General features: G+C 68.1%; 17 protein-coding genes and 1 pseudogene. 9 read left to right on the plus strand and 9 right to left on the minus strand.

What is annotated here, in order from left to right:
* A pseudogene (locus QRO95_RS25410) lies at positions 1-158 on the minus strand (aromatic ring-cleaving dioxygenase); the annotation flags it as partial.
* 165 nt (positions 159-323) lie between these two features.
* Here QRO95_RS25410 and QRO95_RS21705 point away from each other — a divergent pair.
* The gene (locus QRO95_RS21705; protein ID WP_285303456.1) at positions 324-1151 is read left to right on the plus strand and encodes an oxaloacetate decarboxylase; all 828 of its coding nucleotides are present in this window, start codon (positions 324-326) and stop codon (positions 1149-1151) included.
* 73 nt (positions 1152-1224) lie between these two features.
* Here QRO95_RS21705 and QRO95_RS21710 read toward each other — a convergent pair whose 3' ends face one another.
* Positions 1225-1758, minus strand: a complete 534-nt coding sequence (locus QRO95_RS21710) for a hypothetical protein (RefSeq protein ID WP_285303457.1) — start codon at positions 1756-1758, stop codon at positions 1225-1227.
* Positions 1759-1884: 126 nt separating this feature from the next.
* Between QRO95_RS21710 and QRO95_RS21715 the strand changes: the two genes are divergently transcribed.
* Positions 1885-2481 carry an NAD(P)H-dependent oxidoreductase gene (locus QRO95_RS21715; protein WP_121504263.1) on the plus strand — a complete coding sequence of 199 codons (597 nt, stop codon included), beginning with the start codon at positions 1885-1887 and terminating at the stop codon, positions 2479-2481.
* A gap of 16 nt (positions 2482-2497) precedes the next feature.
* Positions 2498-3091, plus strand: coding sequence for a TetR/AcrR family transcriptional regulator (locus tag QRO95_RS21720; RefSeq protein WP_032129566.1), 594 nt, complete (start codon positions 2498-2500; stop codon positions 3089-3091).
* A gap of 5 nt (positions 3092-3096) precedes the next feature.
* On the opposite strand, the gene QRO95_RS21725 is transcribed toward QRO95_RS21720, so the two are convergent.
* Positions 3097-3891 (minus strand): D-alanyl-D-alanine carboxypeptidase family protein, encoded by a 795-nt coding sequence (locus QRO95_RS21725; RefSeq protein ID WP_121504264.1) that lies wholly within the window; start codon positions 3889-3891, stop codon positions 3097-3099.
* A 121-nt stretch (positions 3892-4012) separates the two neighbouring features.
* Between QRO95_RS21725 and QRO95_RS21730 the strand changes: the two genes are divergently transcribed.
* Complete coding sequence (locus tag QRO95_RS21730; protein ID WP_285303458.1) at positions 4013-5560, plus strand: alkaline phosphatase; 1548 nt, start codon at positions 4013-4015, stop codon at positions 5558-5560.
* Here the strand turns inward: QRO95_RS21730 and QRO95_RS21735 are convergent.
* Positions 5557-5742: a hypothetical protein gene (locus QRO95_RS21735; protein WP_121504266.1), complete on the minus strand. Its 186-nt coding sequence runs from the start codon at positions 5740-5742 to the stop codon at positions 5557-5559. The two genes, QRO95_RS21730 and QRO95_RS21735, sit on opposite strands and share 4 nt — an antisense overlap.
* A 98-nt stretch (positions 5743-5840) precedes the next feature.
* Here QRO95_RS21735 and QRO95_RS21740 point away from each other — a divergent pair, with 98 nt between their 5' ends.
* A complete protein-coding gene (locus QRO95_RS21740) occupies positions 5841-6740 on the plus strand; it encodes a LysR substrate-binding domain-containing protein (RefSeq protein WP_285303459.1) in 900 nt (299 codons plus the stop codon).
* Positions 6741-6855: 115 nt separating this feature from the next.
* On the opposite strand, the gene QRO95_RS21745 is transcribed toward QRO95_RS21740, so the two are convergent.
* The 3 genes from QRO95_RS21745 to QRO95_RS21755 all read right to left on the minus strand — a co-directional run bounded on the left by QRO95_RS21745 (position 6856) and on the right by QRO95_RS21755 (position 9606).
* Positions 6856-7572: an ABC transporter substrate-binding protein gene (locus tag QRO95_RS21745; protein ID WP_285303460.1), complete on the minus strand. Its 717-nt coding sequence runs from the start codon at positions 7570-7572 to the stop codon at positions 6856-6858.
* A gap of 62 nt (positions 7573-7634) precedes the next feature.
* On the minus strand, positions 7635-9158 hold the full coding sequence (locus tag QRO95_RS21750; RefSeq protein WP_285303461.1) for a carotenoid oxygenase family protein: 1524 nt from the start codon (positions 9156-9158) through the stop codon (positions 7635-7637).
* Positions 9159-9183: 25 nt separating this feature from the next.
* Entirely contained in the window at positions 9184-9606 is a 423-nt protein-coding gene (locus tag QRO95_RS21755) for a DUF2141 domain-containing protein (protein WP_071227891.1), read from the minus strand.
* 156 nt (positions 9607-9762) lie between these two features.
* On the opposite strand from QRO95_RS21755, the gene QRO95_RS21760 reads away from it, so the two are divergent.
* Genes QRO95_RS21760 through QRO95_RS21770 form a run of 3 tightly spaced genes read left to right on the plus strand, consistent with a single transcriptional unit; the run spans position 9763 to position 11892 of the window.
* Positions 9763-10863 carry a sensor histidine kinase gene (locus tag QRO95_RS21760; RefSeq protein WP_285303462.1) on the plus strand — a complete coding sequence of 367 codons (1101 nt, stop codon included), beginning with the start codon at positions 9763-9765 and terminating at the stop codon, positions 10861-10863.
* Complete coding sequence (locus QRO95_RS21765; protein ID WP_032129575.1) at positions 10860-11498, plus strand: response regulator transcription factor; 639 nt, start codon at positions 10860-10862, stop codon at positions 11496-11498. The genes QRO95_RS21760 and QRO95_RS21765 overlap by 4 nt, the downstream gene beginning before the upstream one ends.
* A gap of 22 nt (positions 11499-11520) precedes the next feature.
* Complete coding sequence (locus QRO95_RS21770; protein ID WP_125895608.1) at positions 11521-11892, plus strand: VOC family protein; 372 nt, start codon at positions 11521-11523, stop codon at positions 11890-11892.
* Positions 11893-11983: 91 nt separating this feature from the next.
* Here QRO95_RS21770 and QRO95_RS21775 read toward each other — a convergent pair whose 3' ends face one another.
* Complete coding sequence (locus tag QRO95_RS21775) at positions 11984-12823, minus strand: arylamine N-acetyltransferase (protein ID WP_132810871.1); 840 nt, start codon at positions 12821-12823, stop codon at positions 11984-11986.
* A gap of 202 nt (positions 12824-13025) precedes the next feature.
* Between QRO95_RS21775 and QRO95_RS21780 the strand changes: the two genes are divergently transcribed.
* On the plus strand, positions 13026-15563 hold the full coding sequence (locus tag QRO95_RS21780; protein WP_285303463.1) for a methyl-accepting chemotaxis protein: 2538 nt from the start codon (positions 13026-13028) through the stop codon (positions 15561-15563).
* A 78-nt stretch (positions 15564-15641) separates the two neighbouring features.
* On the opposite strand, the gene QRO95_RS21785 is transcribed toward QRO95_RS21780, so the two are convergent.
* Entirely contained in the window at positions 15642-18164 is a 2523-nt protein-coding gene (locus QRO95_RS21785) for a sulfite reductase flavoprotein subunit alpha (protein ID WP_285303464.1), read from the minus strand.
* Positions 18165-18504 lie beyond the last annotated feature (340 nt).

The following is an 18504-nucleotide window of genomic DNA, read 5'->3' on the forward strand; positions in this document are numbered from 1 at the left end:
CCGCTGTGGGGGGCTGCGGCGGCGGTCGAGGCACTGGCCAGGCCGCCGGCGGCCAGACCGGCCGAAGCGATCAGGCGGCGGCGTGTGGGCGAAAGCAGGTCGGCCCAGTGGGCGTCATCGTCGCCGGCGTCGATCAAGGTCAGCGGGTCCGGGTGCATGAAGGGCTCCGTGGCGGCATCGTGTGGGCAGGCAAGCACGCTCGGGCACCTGCATCCACAGCGTCCAATAAGCAGGTGGCATCACCTCATGCAGGTTTGCGCCGTCGTCGTTGAGCCCGGCTGCAGGGCGGGCTAGGGTGCAGGTCTGCCGCCCCGGAGCCCGCCATGACCTCGCCCGATGCCGATACCCAACGCAAGCGCGCGGCCTTCCGTCAGCTGCATGCAGCAGGGTGCTTCGTACTGCCCAATCCGTGGGACGTGGGCAGTGCGCGCTACCTGCAGCGGCAGGGCTTCCAGGCACTGGCCACGACCAGTGCCGGCTGTGCCTGGAGCGAAGGGCGGCCGGACGGAGCGGTTTCGCTGCAGGCCACGCTGGACCATCTGCGCCTGATGGCGGCAGCGACGCCGCTGCCGTTGAACGCCGATTTCGGCGATGGTTTCGGTGATACGCCGCAGAAGGTGCAGGAGGCGGTGGCCGCGGCGATCGACACCGGCATCGCGGCGTTGTCGATCGAGGATGCCAGCGGCGTCGCCGATGCACCGCTGCGTCCGATCGATCAGGCGGTGGAGCGTCTGCGCGCTGCCCGTGCAGCCATCGACCGCGCGGGCGGCGACGTGCTGCTGGTTGGCCGTGCCGAGAACTTCTTCGTCGGCGTGCCGGATCTGCCGGACACCCTGCAGCGCCTGCGCGCCTATGCCGAGGCCGGCGCCGATGTGCTGTATGCACCGGGCATCAGCACGCGCGAGCAGATCAGCGCGGTGGTTGCCGCCGCAGGTTCGAAGCCGGTGAACCTGCTGGTCGGTGGGCCGACACCGCTGCGCCTGCAGGACATCGCTGCTCTCGGCGTACGCCGGATCAGCCTGGGCGGCGCACTGGCCCGTGCTGCGTGGGGCGGACTGATGCTGGCGACACAGCCGATCGTGCACGACGGACGCTTCGACGGCCTGCAGCAGGCGGCTTCCGGGGCCGCGTTGAACGCGCTGTTCCGTTGAGCGAAATCCCGGTGCAGTCCCAGACCAGCAGGGATAGTAGATCCACGCCATGCGTGGATGGATGCGCCTGCGATTACAGCGCTTCCATCCCACCCTTGGGCAGCGTCACCCCAGGCTCCAACGCCGGCAGCAGTAGCCGCAGCAGCGCGGGATTGTCCAGCAACGCAGCACCGTCAATGAAACTCCATTGGGCTGTGCCGACGCGGCGCACGGCGAGCATGAACGAGGTGCTGCGCATCGGCGCCTCGCGCACGCGCAGCAGCGACTGGCGTGGCACGAAGCAGACTTCCTCATCACCGGCTGCATAGGTGTGGCCCGGCACGCCGGCCTCGTCGCTGATGATGGTGACCCCGGCCTTGCGCAGCTCTTTCAGGGTGTCGCGAGTCATACGCGCATAGGCCTCATCGCCCCCGGCCAGGCGCTTCAGGCTGGGATGGGTTCGGGCGATGATCAACTCGGCATCGCCGCGGGCGAATGCGCCCATCATCGCCTGCACGTCCTGGCGCAATGCGGCCGAGTCTTCCGGACTGAGCTCACCGGCCAGCGCTGGCGCAACGGCCATTGCCATCGGCAGGGCCAGCAGAAGGGCGAGCAGGTATCGGTGCATCGTCGGGTATCTCAGCGGGAACCGCCGCACTATACGGCGGATGCGGAAACAGCGTCCCACGCATGGCGCTGGTGTCCCGGGCGCCATTACCTACTATTGGTAGGTAGTGAATTCCGGACATCCCCCATGCACACCCTCATCGTTACCGCCCATCCTGAATCCGCCGCGTTGACCCATGCCATCGCCAGGCGCATCGGCGAAGCCATCACCGCAACGGATACCGCCAATACCGTGACCCATGCCGATCTGATGGCCGAAGGCTTCGATCCGCGCTTCAACACGCACGACCAGGCGCTGTTCCGTGGCACCGGCGCACCTCCAGCCGACGTCGCCGCCGAGCAGGCGCGGCTGGATGCTGCCGACACGCTGGTACTGGTCTACCCGCTGTACTGGTGGTCTTTCCCCGCACTGCTGAAGGGCTGGATCGATCGCGTGTTCACCCAGGGCTGGGCCTACCAGGACGGTGCAGACGGCAAGGTGCAGAAGAAGCTGCAGCGGTTGCGCGTGCACCTGGTCGGCATCGGTGGGGCCGGCGCGGACATGATCGAACGGCGCGGCTACGGCGCGGCGATGAAGACGCAGATCGACATGGGCATCTTCGACTACTGCGGCGCGCACGTGCTGACGTCAGAACTGCTGCTGGATGCCGATACCGGTGCGGCCGAAACGCATCTGCAGACCGCGCTGGCGATCGGCCGTAAAATTGGAACTCCGATGCACTGATCGCCGTGTTCCGCCGATGCCTGCCAACGCCGCTCCCACGCGCCGTCGATTGACCCGCGAGCAACGCGCCCGCCAGTTGCTGGACGTGGCCTGGGCGCTGGTTGGTGAAGAAGGCACCGACGCGTTGACCCTGGGCCGGCTGGCCGAGGCCGCGGGCGTGACCAAGCCGGTGGCCTACGATCACTTCGTGACCCGCAACGGCCTGCTGGCCGCGCTCTACGATGACTACGACGGCCGCCAGACGGTGGTGTTCAACGAGCGCATCGGCCGCGCACGGGCGCAGTTGGCCGATCGTGCGGCGGCCATCGCCTCCGGCTACATCGACTGCATCCTCAGCCAGGGCAGTGAAGTGCAGGGCATCCTCGCCGCGCTGGTGGGCGCTCCGGAACTGCACGAGGTACGGCGGCGTTACCAGCAGGATTTCATCGACAACTGCGACGCCTGGCTGGGCCCGTTTGCTGCCGACGGCACGGTGCCACTGGCCGGGCGCTGGGCGATTCTCGGTGCGGCCGAAGCCCTGTCCGAAGCCGTGGCAGCAGGCGCGCTGGACAAGGCCGCAGCCGAAGCCGAGCTGCAGCGGCTGATCGTGGCGACGGTCAAGCGGCGCTGAGCCGCTCAGGCGTCGGCGGTGCTGTCGGCCAGCGCCGCGAACCCGGCGGCCAGCCGCTCGCGCACAAGGGCATCGCGTGCGTCGCGGCTTTCAGAACCCAGCACCACGGTGATCAGGCGTACCGGCTGATCCCGCCCGGGCACTGCCCGGCAGGCGGTGGCGGCCAGGCAGAAGCCTGCGGCCTGGGTGTAGCCGGTCTTCAAGCCATCCACGCCGTCATCGCCAAGCAGGGCGTTCTGGTTGCTGCGGCTGAAGCTGCCGTGCGCGAACACGCGCTGCGCGGTGATCGCCAGGATCTGCGGATGATCGTTCAACAGGCAGGCGGCCAGCACCGCCATGTCGCGCGCGCTGGACGCATGGTGCGGGGTGGTGATGCCGGACACGCTGGCGAACCAGCTGCTGCGCAGGCCGAGCTGGCGTGCGTGCCGGTTCATGCGCTCCAGGAACGCAGGCTGTGATCCGTCCAGATGGCGCGCGATGGCCAGCGCCGCGTCATTGCCGGAGACGATCATCAGTCCTTCCAGCAGGCGCGCGAGGGTGACTGTTTCACCGGGAACCAGGCCCATGCGCGTTTCATCATCGGCCACCGCGTGCACATCCCCGGCGGCGATGGTGACCGCTTCGTCCCACGCGCCTCCGTTCTCTTCGACGCATTCGTACGCCGCATAGGCGGTCATCAGCTTGGTCAGCGAGGCCGGTTGCCTGGCGATGTCCGCGTTGTGCTGGTGAATCACCGCGAACGTTGCCGCATCGAGGGTGATGGAGGACAGCGGTGCATGCGCAGGAGCAGGAGACGGCATGGAAACGAGGATGGCAGTGGGGGCCCTGCAGGATAGTGTGCAGTGGCTGCACGAAGCTGCAATATTGCAACGATATAACGTATCGACATTGTGGGCCGCCGATGGCCCGACGGGACACCCGATGACTGCACGCATTCCACGCCGCTGGCTTCATTCTTCGTTGCTGCTCGCGCTGGCCGCACTTGGCGGCTGCCAGCCCAATCTGCGCGCCGAGGCTGTTGCTTCCGGCCCAGCGCGCCCGCACAACGTGATCGTGATGATCAACGACGGCGCCGGTTGGGGCACCTGGGACGCCGCCGCCTACTGGCAATACGGCAGCCGCGAACGGGCGCCGTATGCGGATTTTCCGCAGCGCCTGGCGGTAACCACCTTCCCGTTGAACGCCAGCAGCCAGCCGACCCGCGACAACGCGCAGACCCTGGGCTACGACGCGGGCAAGGCTTGGGATGACACACCGGTTCCTGCGCAGGACCTGCCGTTTGCGGGCTACCAGTACCTGGCTGCGGTGGCTACCGACAGTGCGGCGGCGGGCACCGCGTTGTCCTCGGGCATCAAGACCTACAACAACGCCATCAACTTCAACAACGATGGCAATCCGGTCGAGTTCAATACGCTGCGCGCCAAGCGCCTGGGCATGGCCACCGGCGTGGTGACTTCGGTACCGTTCGCGCATGCCACGCCGGCCGCGTTCGCGGCGCAGAACGAATCGCGCAACAACTATCACGCCATCGCCCATCAGATGCTGGCGCAGGGGCATATGGATCTGGTGATGGGCACCGGCGGCCCGGGCTACAGCGTTGATGGTCGCGCCTGTGACGAGAGTGCCGGCGCGGCCAAGGCCGAGGGCTGCGCGAATCCATGGGAGTGGGTGTCGCCGCAGGATTGGCAGCAGCTGGAAGCGGGCAGCACCATTGCCGGCAATCCGTCCGGGCCGTGGCGCCTGATCCGCAGCAAGGAAGCGTTCGCCGCGCTGGCGCAGGGACGGTTGCCGGCCGACCGGCCGCTGATCGGTGTACCGCGCGTGGCCAACACGCTGCAGCAGGCGCGCCAGCTGCAGGTGCTGGGCAAGGATGCGGCCACGCCTTCCGGTGTGAGGAAGATCGACAGCGTGCCGGATCTTGCGACCATGACCCGTGGTGCGCTGCAATTCCTGCAGCAGCGTTCGTCCAACGGCCTGTTCCTGATGGTGGAAGGCGGCGCCACCGACTGGGCGGCGCATACCAGTGCCTGCGGCACTGAATGGCACTACGGCCAGTGCAGCGACCAGCCGCAGTACGGCCGGCTGATCGAGGAAACCGTGGAGTTCAACGACGCGGTGACAGCAGTGATCGAGTGGATCGAACGCAACGGTGGCTGGGAGCGCAACCTGCTGATCGTCACCACCGACCACGACAACAGCATGCCGATGGGCCCGGATGCACAGAACGTCGCCTTCGAGCCGGTGCGCAACAACGGCCGTGGGCGCATGCCCGGGATCAGCTTCCGTCCCACCGGCAACCATTCCAATGCGCTGGTGCCGTTGTGGGCCAAGGGCGCGGGCGCGGAGCTGCTGGGCCAGCGCGTGCGGGGCGTTGATGCCGGCTACCGTCAGCACGTGCGCTGGAACGACGGCAGTTACATCGACAACACCGACGTGGCTGCCGCGGTGCAGGAAGCGCTGCAGCGTTAGGGGTGTGCCGGCCGCTGGCTGGCAGCTGCAGGTTTCCCGGTCGACGAGTTTGCCGGCCAGCGGCCGGCACTACCGGGGGCGGTGCTGGGCGGCGGCGTCGGCGACGGGCTGGCCAGCTGGCGTGCCAGCTCGGCACTGGCCACGTGGCCGTGCAGGAACAACAAGCCGCTGAAGATGTTCATGAGCGTGCCTCCACTTGAGTGGATTGCACGATACGGGCAGCATGGACGGGCAAAAAGCGACATTTCCGCAAGCATGCCTTGAGAGGAATTCAAGCCTGATGTCCCGCCCTCCGCTCCACGCCCTGCAGGGCTTCGTGGCTGCTGCCCGGCTCGGCAACCTGTCGCGTGCCGCGGCGTCGATGAATGTGACCGTCAGTGCGCTCAGCCATCAGATGCGGCAGCTGGAAGAACGGCTCGGGCAGCCGCTGCTGATCCGCCAGCCGCGTGGTGTCACCCTCACCCTTGAGGGGCAGCGCCTGCTCGACCAGGTCGGACCGCATCTGGATGCGATCAACGAAGCCTTCCAGCCCTATGCCGCACGTGCCGAGCACGTGCTGACGATCAGCGCGGTGCCGTCGATGGCGTCGGCCTGGCTGGTGCCGCGCCTGGGTCACTTCGTGGCCGAGCATCCACAGATCGAGATCAACCTGCAGTCGAGTGAACGCCTGATCGATTTCGAGCGGCAGCGCCAGTTCGACGCCGCGCTGCGTCTGGGCAGCGGGCAATGGCCGGGCCTGGTGGTGGAACCGCTGTTCGACGAGTGGCTGGTGCCGATGGCGAGCCCGGCGCTGATCGAACGCATGGGCGGCATTGACCGTGTGCCGTTGACCCGGTGGCCGCTGCTCGGTGATCCGGACGGCGCGTGGGGCGCCTGGTTCGCGTTGAGCGGGCAGAGCCCGCCGTCGCGTTTCGTGGCGGTGCTGGATGATTCGGAGGCGCACCATCGCGCCGCTCTGGATGGCGTGGGCGTAGCGCTCGGGCGGGTGACGCGGGCGCGGCTGCTGCTGGATTCGGGCCAGCTGGTTGCACTGTCCAGCCAGCGCCTGAAAACCGACTGGCCGCATTGGCTGGTGTACCCGCAGCGCTCGGCCAGCCATCCCGGTTTCCTCGCGTTCCGCGACTGGCTGCATGCGCAGGCCGCCGAGCATGTGCGGCACATGGCAGACGCACATCTATAGCGCCGAGCCATGCTCGACCATTGCATCTGGATCTGCAGCGTCGAGCCATGCTCGACCATTGCATCTGGATCTGTAGCGTCGAGCCATGCTCGACTGCTGGTGCTCGACTCTACAGTCATCGCACCAGCGTGACCGCCTGCCCGGCACGCGCGAACGCTGCCTCAAGCAACGGGCCGGCCTTGATCGCCTCCACTTCCTCGAACAACGCCCGCAATGCATCGGCCGGGCGTGAGGCCGGCGCCGCCACTGCCTGCTGGATCGCGGTGAAGCGGTCGGCCAGCACACGGTGGCCGGGATGCGCCTGCGCCCATGCTTCCAGCGGCTGGCGTACACCGGCGGCGGCATCCAGGCGCTGCTGATCGAACAGGGTGATGGCCGCCGCCGAGGTCTCCGCCCGCTCGATCGTGGCATGGCGCAGTTCGCGACTGAGGAACAGGTCATAGGCCGCGCCACGCCCCACCGCGATGCGCAGCCCCTCGCGATCCAGGTCGGCTACCTGCTGCGCAGGGCTGTCCGCGCGCACCAGATAGGTACCTTCGATCTCCAGGTACGGGGCACTGAAGGCAATGCGGTCGGCACGTGCCGGATCGATGGCCAGGAAGGCCAGATCCCAGCCGTCTTCGCCTGCTGCCTCGACCACCGAGGCTGCGGCATCGTGGCAGGTGAAGCGAGCCTGCACCCCCATCCGTTGCGCCAATGCGGTAGCCAGTTCCAGTGAGGGGCCGCGCGGTGAGCGCGCATCGCCCTGTGCCAGCACCGGGTTGCCCAGGTTGATCGCCACGCGCAGGAAACCGTGTGGTGCCAGCGTACTTCGGTGGTCGGCCAGGGACATGCGGGACTCCACGGGGCAGGGGAGACCCAGCATGCCAATAACGGTGTCCGCGTGGCGTGGAATCAGCCGCGCGCGGCGAAGGTGCCGTGGAAGCCCAGTGGTACCGCATAGGGCAGCCAGGCCTGTGCCAGCGGACCGTCGTCCAGGTGGCGGGCATCGAGCACCGCCAGGCCGCTGCGCTTGTTCACCGGGTCAAGCAGGGTGCCGATCAGCCAGCCATCATCGGCGTTGCGGCTGCCCGGGCGCGGTACGAACACATGCTCTTCGGCCATGATGTCCGGGCCATAGTTCCAGAGCTGGCGGCGCCCGTGCTCGATGTCGAACGCGGCCACGGCGTTGAAGTACGGCGCATTGGCCGTGCCGTCGATGGTCGGCGCATACAGCCGTGCGCCACGTGTGTTCGCCGAGCGCGGGTCGAACAACGGGAACTCCACTGCGCTGATGCCCAGCGGCTGCCAGCGGGCCTGGCCACGACGCAGGTCCAGATGCAGCTCGACCAGGCTGGCGCCACTGTTGGCAGCGTGTGCGCCATCACCGGCCATCGCTTCCTTCATCGGCGAGCGCGCCTCATTGATGTCGTCGTGGCGCACTGCACGCAGCACGATGCCGCCATCGCGGGTGAACGCGTCGCCGAAGTGGTAGATCGCCGCGAACGGGGCCTCGAACCATTGCGCCTTGTCCGGCGCATCCTTGGCGACCACCGCGATGCGTACAGGACGCTGAGGTGCGAACTGCATGCGCTCGAAGAAGCTGCCGCCTGCGCCGGTGAAATCGAACGGCATCATCACGAACACCAGGTGCTGGTCGGTCATCGCGAAGGCATGCAGGTAGCCATGCTCGGGTGTTTCGATCACATTGGCGCTGCGCAGCTGGCCGTTCGCACCGATGTGCCAGACCAGCAGGCCATGGCCCCCCATCAGGCTGATCGAGCCGAAGTTCCAGAGGCTGCCGTCGCGGTCGCGCAGCGGGTGCGCCGAGAACGGCAGTGCAGCGAGGTCCGGACGCCAGGTCACCGGACCCAGTGTCTGCAGCGAATCGGGATCTACTTCGAACGCCGAACCGGACTCGCACAGCGCGAACAGGCGGCCATTGATCATGGTTACCGAAGTGTTCGCCACGTTGGCATCGTCGTTGTTTCGAACTGCCAGCGCACCGGGAACGCTGGTGCCGGCAGCCGGATACTGGAAGCGGCCGGCCTTCTGTTCACGGGTGAATTTCGGCGTGGCGACCATGCGCCCGTGATGGGTCAGGCTGCCATCACCATTGAAGCGCCAGCCATGCACCATGCCGTCGCCGTCGAACCAGTGGTCATAGCGGAAGCCATCGCGCTCGGTCCACGCCGGGCCGTTGCGGTACAGCGTACCGGCCAGGCCTGACGGCAGCTTTCCCTGCAACTGCACGGTGGTCGGGCCGAGGCTTTCGCTGCCGACGCTGCGCCAGCCAAGCAGCCACGGGTGTTCCTGCATGCCCTGCGCGAACCGCGCCGGGTCGCCGGCGAAGGCGGGAGCGCTGCGCAGCGCGGTGGCGCCCAGGGCCAGACAGGCACTGCTGCTGAGCAGGGTACGAAGGAAGCGGCGACGGTCCATGGTGGCCTCGGGTATGGATGCGGAATCAGCGCAGGGTGATGTCGATGGCGGTGCCGGCGGCCGGCACGTCGACGCGCGCCTCGTCGAAGGTCGGCTTGCGCATCACCTGCGGGTTGTTGCTGAAGCCGTAGCCTTCCACCGGCATCCCGACCAGGTTGGTGTCGAGCTTGCCGTTGTCGTTCTCGTCGTGGGTGAGCAGCACGGCATAGCTGCCGGCCGGCACGCCCTTGAACGTGAAGTGGGCACTGTCGCCGCTGGGCGCCGCCTGCTGGGCCTGCACGGGCTTGGCCTTGCCGTCCCAGGCGGCGGCGTTGTCGACCAGCGCAACGCGCAGGGTGCCGGTCTGCGCGCGGACGTCGTGCACGGTCACGGCCAGGTCGGCGGCGTGGGCACTGCCGACCAGGGCCAGGGCAGTCAAGGCAGTGCTGAGCAGGGCGGTGCGGATCATGGCAGTGGCTCCGGAAGTGTGTGTGGCGGTGTGGAGCCAGTCTGCGTGGGGCGCTGCACCGGGTTCAGGGCCAGTGGTCATCGATTCGACGTGCCAGAAGTCACTTTCTGCGCCGGACCCATTGCCGCCGGCGTGCGCGGCCGTCAGCATCTGGCCATGCCCAGCCTGTTCCGCCATCTGTTGCGTCCGCTCAGCCTTGCCGGCCTGATCACCGTGCTGGTGGTCGGCCTGTCGTTCGCAGTGCAGCGCAGTGGCGCCGGGCTGAGCCTGCTGTTGCTTGCTGTGTTCCTGCTGCTGTTCGTGGTGCACGGCTGGGCGTCGATGCCATCCCGCGTGCGCGCCGCTGCTGCGGTGTTGCAGGCGCTGCTGGCGGTTGTGCTGGTTGCGCTGCAGCCGCGTACCGGTACCGCCCCGGTGCTGCTGGTGGTGCTGGTTGCACAGCTGGCCGAACACTGGCCGCCGCGCTTCGTGCTGGGCGTTGCGCTGCTGGCCAACCTGGCGGTGTATGCCGTGCTCCGCCACAGCGGCTTCAGCCAGCCGCTGCTGGTGGTGTTGCTGTATGGCGGTTTCCAGGCCTTCGCCGCGCTGACCGCGCACTATGCCCGCAGCACGGCGCTGGCCCGCGATGACCTGGCCCGGGTCAACGCCGACCTGCTGGCCACCCGCGCGCTGCTGGCCGACAGCGCACGCGATGCCGAGCGCCTGCGCCTGGCGCGCGAGCTGCACGATGTGGCCGGGCACAAGCTCACCGCGATGCGACTCAACCTGCGCGTCCTGGCCGCTGACCCTGCGCTGGCCGGCCGCGAAGGGCTGGTGCTGGCCGAACAGTTGTCCGGCGAGTTGCTGGCCGACATCCGCCAGGTGGTGCAGTCGATGCGCGATGATCGTGGCCTCGATCTGGCCACCGCGCTGCATGCGCTGGCCGCACCCTTCCCACGACCGAAGCTGCAGCTGCAGATCGGCGACGGGGTGCGCGTGGCTGACCCGTTGATGGCCGAGACCGTGCTGCGGCTGGTACAGGAGGCCCTGACCAATGCCGCCCGGCACGGCAATGCAGACACCGTGTGGTTGACGATCAGTGAAGAGGAATCCCAGTTGCGTATCGATATCCGCGATGATGGCCAGCGCGCCGAACGCATCCGCGAGGGCAATGGCATCGCCGGCATGCGCGAGCGCCTGGCGGCCGTACAGGGGCGGCTGGAGTTGGCCCGAACCGCGCAGGGCGGCATGCATCTGACCGCGCGGTTGCCGGCATGAGCCCGGCCGCAATCCGCGTAGCGCTGGCCGACGACCAGGCATTGGTGCGTGCAGGCCTGCGTGCGCTGCTGCAGGGCCTGGGGGTGGACGTGGTGCTGGAGGCCGAGGATGGCCAGGCCCTGCTGGATGCGCTGGATACGCAGCGCGTGGACGTGGTGCTCAGTGACATCCGCATGCCCGGGCTGGATGGGATCGAGGCACTGCGCCAGCTGCGGGCGCGCGGCGATGCCACGCCGTGGCTGCTGCTGACCACCTTCGATGAAAGTGATCTGCTGCTGCGCGCCAGCGAGGCCGGCGCACAGGGCTTCCTGCTCAAGGATGCCGCGCCGGCCGACCTGCGCGAGGCCATCGAACGCGTTGCCGCTGGCGAGACCCTGCTGCTGCCGGTCAGTACCGATCCGGTGCGCGCGCGTTACCGCTTCCACGATGAAGCGCCGCCCACCGATACCTTCGGCGAACGTGAAGTGGCAATCCTGCGCCTGCTGGCCGGGGGCTACAGCAACAAGGAGATCGCGCGCAGCCTGTTCCTGGCCGAGGGCACGGTGAAGAACTACGTGTCCGCCATACTCGACAAGCTCGGCACCCGCGACCGTACCCGCGCGGTCCTGAAGGCGATTACCCTGCGCATCATCTGAGTCAGCCGCGCAAGGAGCGTCAATGAACCCGATCCTGCATGTGGAAATCCCGGCCAGTGACCTGGACCGGGCCATCACGTTCTACCAGCGATGGCTGCAGGTTGCGGTGGACGAACCCATCGTGCTGCACGACTGCCGGATGGCCTATCTACCGTTTTCCGATGAGGCTGCCGGTGCCAGCATTGCGCTGGTGCACGGCGCGGACTATCTGCCTTCCGAGCAGGGCGCGCGCATCTACATCGGCGTCGATGACCTGGATGCCAGCCTCGACCGTGCGCTGCAGGCCGGAGCCGAGCTGCGCTTCGGCCCGGCCGATGCGGGTGACTGGCGTGTAGCCGAGATCCGCGACAGCGAAGGCAACCGTATCGCATTGCAGGCGCGCACAGCGCCGTAACGTCAACGCTGCGGTGCGCGCATCTGTAGAGTCGAGCTTGCTCGACTGATTTTGACGTCGCCGTAGATGCATCAGTCGAGCAAGCTCGACTCTACAGCGTCGCGGCGCGTGAGCGCTGCAGCCAGTCGTTGATCGCGGGATCCAGCCGCGGGTCGTCCGGAAGCTGGATGCCGAAGCGCTGCTCCAGCACGTCGCGCACATCACCCACATCATGCAGCGGGCGCTTGTCCGGTGCCTGTCCGGGGCGGTACTCGGTGTAGTTGCCGCTGCCGATGGTGCGGCGCCAGTCCGGCCCGGTCAGCGACGCGCGCAACTGGCCGGGGAAACTGGAATCGGGATGGGTACATACGTACCAGTTGCCCACCACGTTGTCGATCGGCGCCGGCGCCTGCAGATCGAAGCGGTACATCACCCGCCAGCCGTCGCTGGATTCGGCCGACAGCATGAAATCACCGCCGTCTTCCAACCGCTGCAACAGGTAGCGTTCGTGCGGGGTGGCCTGCGGCTGCGGGTCATGCAGGCGCAGCGGTACGGTCGGCGTCAGGCTGCCAAAACCGGCATCCACCAGCCAGTCATCGCCGTCCACGTGCACGCGCAGCAGCAGATGGGTACGCGCGGTCAGTTCGCCGTCCTGGGCGGCCAGCAGTACGCGCGCGCTCAATGGCTGGGCATCGAAGCCCAAGGCCTGCAGCAGCGCCAGCAACCCACCATTGAGCTCGAAGCAGTAGCCACCGCGGCGCTCGTCAAGCAGCTTGCGCTGCACGCTGTCCAGGTCGATCGGCACCGCATCGCGCAGCAGGCAGCTGAGGGTTTCGAAGGGCAGCAGTGCGTTGTGGCGCTGCTGCAGCAGGGTCAGGCCGGCCAGGGTCCGTGGTGGCGGCGCATCCAGCTGCAGGCGCTGCAGGTAGCGGGGGACATCGAGCGTCGTCATGGGGGCACCGGGCGGGGAAGGGAGGTCCACTGTGCTCCCCCAACCGGGGTTGAGGTCAAGCACGGCGGCCGTGTCATGCCCCCGTCGCCTGCACCCGGTACAAAGACCGCGTCCGCCAGTGACGGGGGACGCAGACGAAAAAAGGCCTAAAGTTGCCCTGAATCCGGCCGATACAGGTGCGTCTTTCCGCCTGGAGTCTGTCATGTCGGCCGTTGTCCCCCACCTCCGGTCCCTGCGCACGCGTCTTGCCACGTTGCGCTCGGCGTCCCCCGGCCTGCTGCTGTGGCTGCAACCACACCGGCTCAGCGTGGCCAACAAGCTCAAGGCGACCCTGTGGGTCTGTGGCCTGGGGCTGGTGGCGATCGCCGCTGTCTACGCCTGGACTGGCCATGCCAACGCCCTGGCCGCGCGCAGCCAGGCCAGCTACCAGCGCGGCAGCGATCTGGCTGCCAGCCTGTCCACGCGGGTGGCCGAAGCGCGCCGCCTGCAGACCCAGTATGCACGCAGTTTCGATGATGCTGACCGCAGCCAGTTGCTGGCAGCACAGAAGGCCCTGCAGGCTGACCTGCAGGCGCTTCGCGCGATGCCGATGGACGCCGGCCGGCGCAAGGCGCTGCAGGTGCTGACCGAATCGGCCGACGCGTTCTCGCAGGGTGTCGCCGCCCTGTTTGAACGGGTCGACGAGATGGGCCGCGGTGAGGCCGGCCTCGCTGCACAGCTGCAGCAGGCCGCCGAAACCCTGCAGGCACAGGTGGATGCGCTGCAGCGGCCGTCGCTGGCGCTGTCCCTGCAGAAGATGCGAAGGCAGGAGGCCCTGCTGCTGCTCGACGGTGATTCCACCCACGCCGACCGCGCCAGCGAGGAAAAGCTGCCGTTCGACCTCGCGCTGGCGGGCCTGCCCGCGGATGCGCAGGACGCCCTGCGCACCGGGATGGAGGGCTATCAAGGCGCCCTGCTGGGGTATACCGCGGCCCGCGTCGGCCTGGATGTGGAAGCGCAGTCGCTGCTGGATACCGCCGCGGGCGTAGCGCCGGCGCTTGCCGCTTTCCAGCAGGTGCAGGTGGCAGCGCTGGCCAGGGCGCAGGCGCGCCAGCAGGTCGGCGCGCGCACGATGAGCGTGCTGTTCGCATTGACCCTGCTGCTGGTGGCCGGCGTGCTGATCACCAGCCTGGTGCTGGTGCTGCGTGCGGTGCGCCAGCCGATCCAGGACACCCTGCGTTTCGCCAGCGACATCGCCGACGACCGCCTGGACACCACGCTGCGCGTCTACAACGCCAACGATGAGATCGGCCAGCTGGCCCGACGCCTGGTCGACATGCAGCAGCGCCTGCGTGCGCGCATCGAGACCGAACGTGCTGTGGCGCGCGGCAACACCCGCGTGCGCCAGGCGCTGGACAGTGCGCAGACCGGGCTGATGGTGGTCGATGCCGAAGGCCTGGTGGCGTACGCCAATCCGGCGCTGCTGGAGCAGCTGGAACGTCAGGGCGATGAGCTGGTGGGGAGCGATGCGGTACGCCTGCATCCGGCACTGGTAAGCCTGGCCGGCGTGCGACAACGCGAAGAACGCGAGATCGGCCATTGCGGTGTCCGCTATCAGCTGATCGCCAATCCCATTGTCGACGAGGGGCATTTCCTCGGCGTGGCGGTGGAATGGCGCAGTCGCGCGCTGGAAACCCTGCTGGAAACCGAAGTGGCAGCCCTGGTCGACGCGGCCGCGCACGGTGACCTGCACGGTCGCATCGCGCTGGAGGGGAAGCAGGGCTTTGTGCGTACGCTGTCGACCAGCATCAATCGCCTGTTGACCACCTTCGAGACCAACCTTGGCGATCTGCAGGCGCTTCTGGCCGCGCTGGCCCGCGGTGACCTCAGCGTGCGCATGGAAGGTGAACTGCAGGGCGTGTTCGCGCGCATGCGCGACGATGCCAACGCCACCGTCGCGCAACTGGGCCGCATCGTCACCCGCATCCAGCAGGCCACGTCCAGCCTCGACACCGGTGTTGGTGAGATCGTCGCCGGTCACCATGATCTGTCGCAGCGTACCGAACAGCAGGCGGCCAACCTGGAAGAGACGGCAGCGTCGATGCACGAGCTGACCGACACTGTTGGCCGCAATGCCGATGCCGCGGGCCGTGCGGATGCGCTGGTCAAGGGCGCGGCGGCAGTGGCCCAGCGTGGCGGCGAGGCGGTCGGCCAGGTGGTGGCCACCATGCATGGCATCAGCGAAGCCTCACGGCGGATCGGTGACATCACCCAGCTGATTGATGGCATCGCCTTCCAGACCAACATTCTCGCGCTGAATGCTGCGGTGGAAGCGGCGCGTGCCGGAGAGCAGGGCCGCAGCTTCGCCGTCGTGGCTGCCGAAGTGCGCCTGCTGGCACAGCGCAGTGCGGAGGCGGCCAAACAGATCAAGGGATTGATCGAGGATTCGGTGACGCGTGTCGGGCAGGGCAACCAGCAGGCCGAGCAGGCTGGCACCACGATGGGCGAGATTGTCGGCAGCGTGCAGCAGCTGGCGGATCTGCTGGCCGGGATCCGCAGCGCGTCGCAGGACCAGCATGCCGGCATCGCCCAGGTGAACCAGACCATCGTGCAGATGGAGGCCAGTACACAGCGCAACGCCAGTCTGGTGGAAGAGGCGGGGGCCTCGACCGCGCAGATGCAGGCGCAGGTGCATGCCCTGGCAGAAGCCGTGGGCGCGTTCCGTCTGCAGTCGATGCCACAGGCGCGCGCTGCGGCCTGATCCCGCTCCGGTAGTGCCGGCCGCTGGCCGGCACCGTCGATGATCCTGCCGGCCAGCGGCCGGCACTACCCTTGTGGCTCAGTACACGTCGCGCCGGTAGCGCCCGGTCTCCAGCAGCGTTTCCACAACCTCATCGCCCAGCGCAGCGCGCAGCACCTGGTCCACGCCTTCGGCCATGCCCTGCAGCGAGCCGCAGACATGAATCACCGCGCCACGCTGCATCCATTCGCGCAGCGCATCGGTGGCGGCATGCAGGCAATCCTGCACGTAACCACCTTCGCCATCGCGCGAGAACGCCAGGTCCACCCGCGCGAGATGGCCATCGGCCTGCCACGCTTCGATCTCGTCGGCGAACAGGAAGTCGTGCGCGCGCTGGCGCTCACCGAACAGCAGCCAGTGCCCGTGCTCGCCTGCATGGGCAGCTTCGCGCAACAAGCTGCGCAGACCCGCGATGCCGGTGCCATTGCCGATCAGCACCATCGGCACACCGCCAATGCGATGGAAACCGGGGTTGCGATGCACACGGGCCACGATGCTGGCTCCGACCGGGGCATGCAGCGCCAGCCAGCCCGAGCCCAGCCCGGCTCGACCCGACAGGTCATGCACCAGGCGCACCACCAGTTCCACCACTTCATCACTCGTGGAGGAGGCGATGGAGTATTCGCGTCCGGGCAGCGTTGGCAATCCGGACAGCCACAGGCAGGCATCCTGCACCGCCAGCGCGGCGTCGGCCTCGGGCAGCTCGCGTTCACTGGCCAGCGCCAGCAGGGTGCGTGGGTGGCCGTCCACCAGCAGCGGCTGCAGCGGATCCAACCCATGTGCCTTCAACACGGCGCTGGCGTGCCGTGCGTTGTGCCGGGGCGCGATATGCAGGATGTCGCCCGCCTGCCACTGCACGTCGGCCGGTGGCGCAAGACGGATGCGCCAGATGGCACCACCGATGCTGCCCGGATTGAGCCGGTCGCGGCCGAGCAGCCGCCACTCATGCATCTGCGTGGCCGCCGGCAGCACGCTGTCATCGGTGACGATGCCGGTCAGCGCGCCCAGCTGCAGCTGCCATTGGCGCAAGGGCGCTACCGAGGCGGCATCGACTTCGATGCGGTCGAACAACGGGCGCGCGCCGTTGCCGAGCAGCCAGCCATCAACCTGGCGACCGAAGCCGCAGTAGTGCGGGTACTGTCGGTCACCCAGCGCCAGCAGTCCAAACTGCAGGCCTGACAGGTCGAGTGTCTGTGCCATCAGCCGTCGTGCAGCGCCTCGCGCCGCATCCGGTGGCTCGCCGTCGCCGAAGGTGCTCAGTACCCACAGCACCTGCGCGGTGCGTGCCAGCTGCGCGGCATCGACGCGGGCCAGTGGCAGCACCTGCACCGCATGACCGGACGCCTGCAGCTGCGCGGCGGCGCGCCATGCCAGTTGTTCTCCCAGTCCACTCTGGCTGGCATGCACCACCAGCCACGGCGTACCACCGCCATCGGCAGGCGTTGCTGGCAGCGACTGGCGCAGGTCACGCGCGGCGCGCTGGCTGCGGCGGCGGTCCAGGTAGAGCATCCAGCCGGTGATGAAGAACAGGCCCATGCCCAGGCTGCTGAGCATCACCACGACACGCCCGGGCACGCCGAAGTAGCTGCCCGAGTGCAGCGCGAACACGCTGGTGGCCAGCTGCGCGCCGGCGCCCTGGCGCGCATAGGGGCGGGCATCGAGCATGGCCCCCGTGCCTGGGTCCAGCTGCAGCAGATCATGCGCGCGGTCATGCTGGCCGCCGCGCTGCGACGGATCACCGGCCATCACCCGCACGTTCAGTGCCTGCCCCGGCTTCTCCGGCAGGCGCAGGTCGATGTAGCCCGTGCGCACGCCGGGCAGTGCGTACAGCGTGGCTTCAATGCGTTCCAGGTTCAGGGCGGCGTCGGTGGCGACCTTGTGCTTGGCGGCCGGTGCGACGCCCAGCAGGGTGTTGGCGGCACTGCGATACCAGTCGAACGACCACCACAGGCCGGTCAGCGCACTCATCAGGTAGATCAACAGCACCCAGGTGCCGACCACCGAGTGCAGGCTCCACAGGAAGCCACGGCCGCTGCGTTTCCATTCCACCGCCAGCCAGCTGCGCCAGTGCCACCAGCGCCGCGGCCAGCGCAGGTAGAGCCCGGACAGGGTGAAGAACAGCAGCGCGATGGCACAACTGCCGGTGATCCATTTGCCGCGCTCGCCGGCGGCGAGGTGGCGGTGCAGGTCCTCGACGAAATCGAAGAACGCCTGCCCGCGCAGGGCGCTGAAGCGCTCGCCGGTGTACGGATCGAAGTAGACCCAGTGTTCCTTGCCACCGGCGAAGCGCGCCACCGAGGGCCGTTGCCCGGTGGCATCCACGCGCAGGCGTTGCAGGGGGCGATCACTGCCGGCCTGCAGCAGCGGCACCAGTTCGCTGAGTTCAAGCGGAAGCTGGCCGTCGGCATGGTGCTCGGCGATCTCGGCGAAGCCGGGATTGGCCGCCCGCAGCAGTTCATCCTCGAAGGACAGCACGGCGCCGCTGAGGCCCATCACGGCCAGCACGGTACCGGCGGTGATGCCCAGCAGCCAGTGCAGTTGGAACAGGACGTTCTTGAACATCGAAGGAGGAGGGCCTGGAGGGCTGCCGCCCGCATCCTGCGCAACAGCAAATGAGAATTAGTCGCGGAATTCTCCGTGGCGCCCCGGCTGCGGTCAAGCAGGGGATATCGGCCGGGCTGCGCCCGGCACCCGTGGTAGTGCCGGCCGCTGGCCGGCAACCTCAGAAGCAACAGCCGAAGCAACAGCGGGTTTCCTGTGAGGAGGCGGGGTGGGTCCGGTTGCGGGGGACGGCGTGAATACGTCCATGTAGCCTCGGTCGCGCCATCCATGGCGCTCTCGCCCCCTCAACCGGACCCACCCCGCCTTCGACAGTTTCCTGCGATCTGTCGGAACGGCGTTC

The organism is Stenotrophomonas maltophilia group sp. Smal13, from assembly GCF_030236855.1.
Taxonomy (GTDB): Bacteria; Pseudomonadota; Gammaproteobacteria; order Xanthomonadales; family Xanthomonadaceae; genus Stenotrophomonas; species Stenotrophomonas maltophilia_A.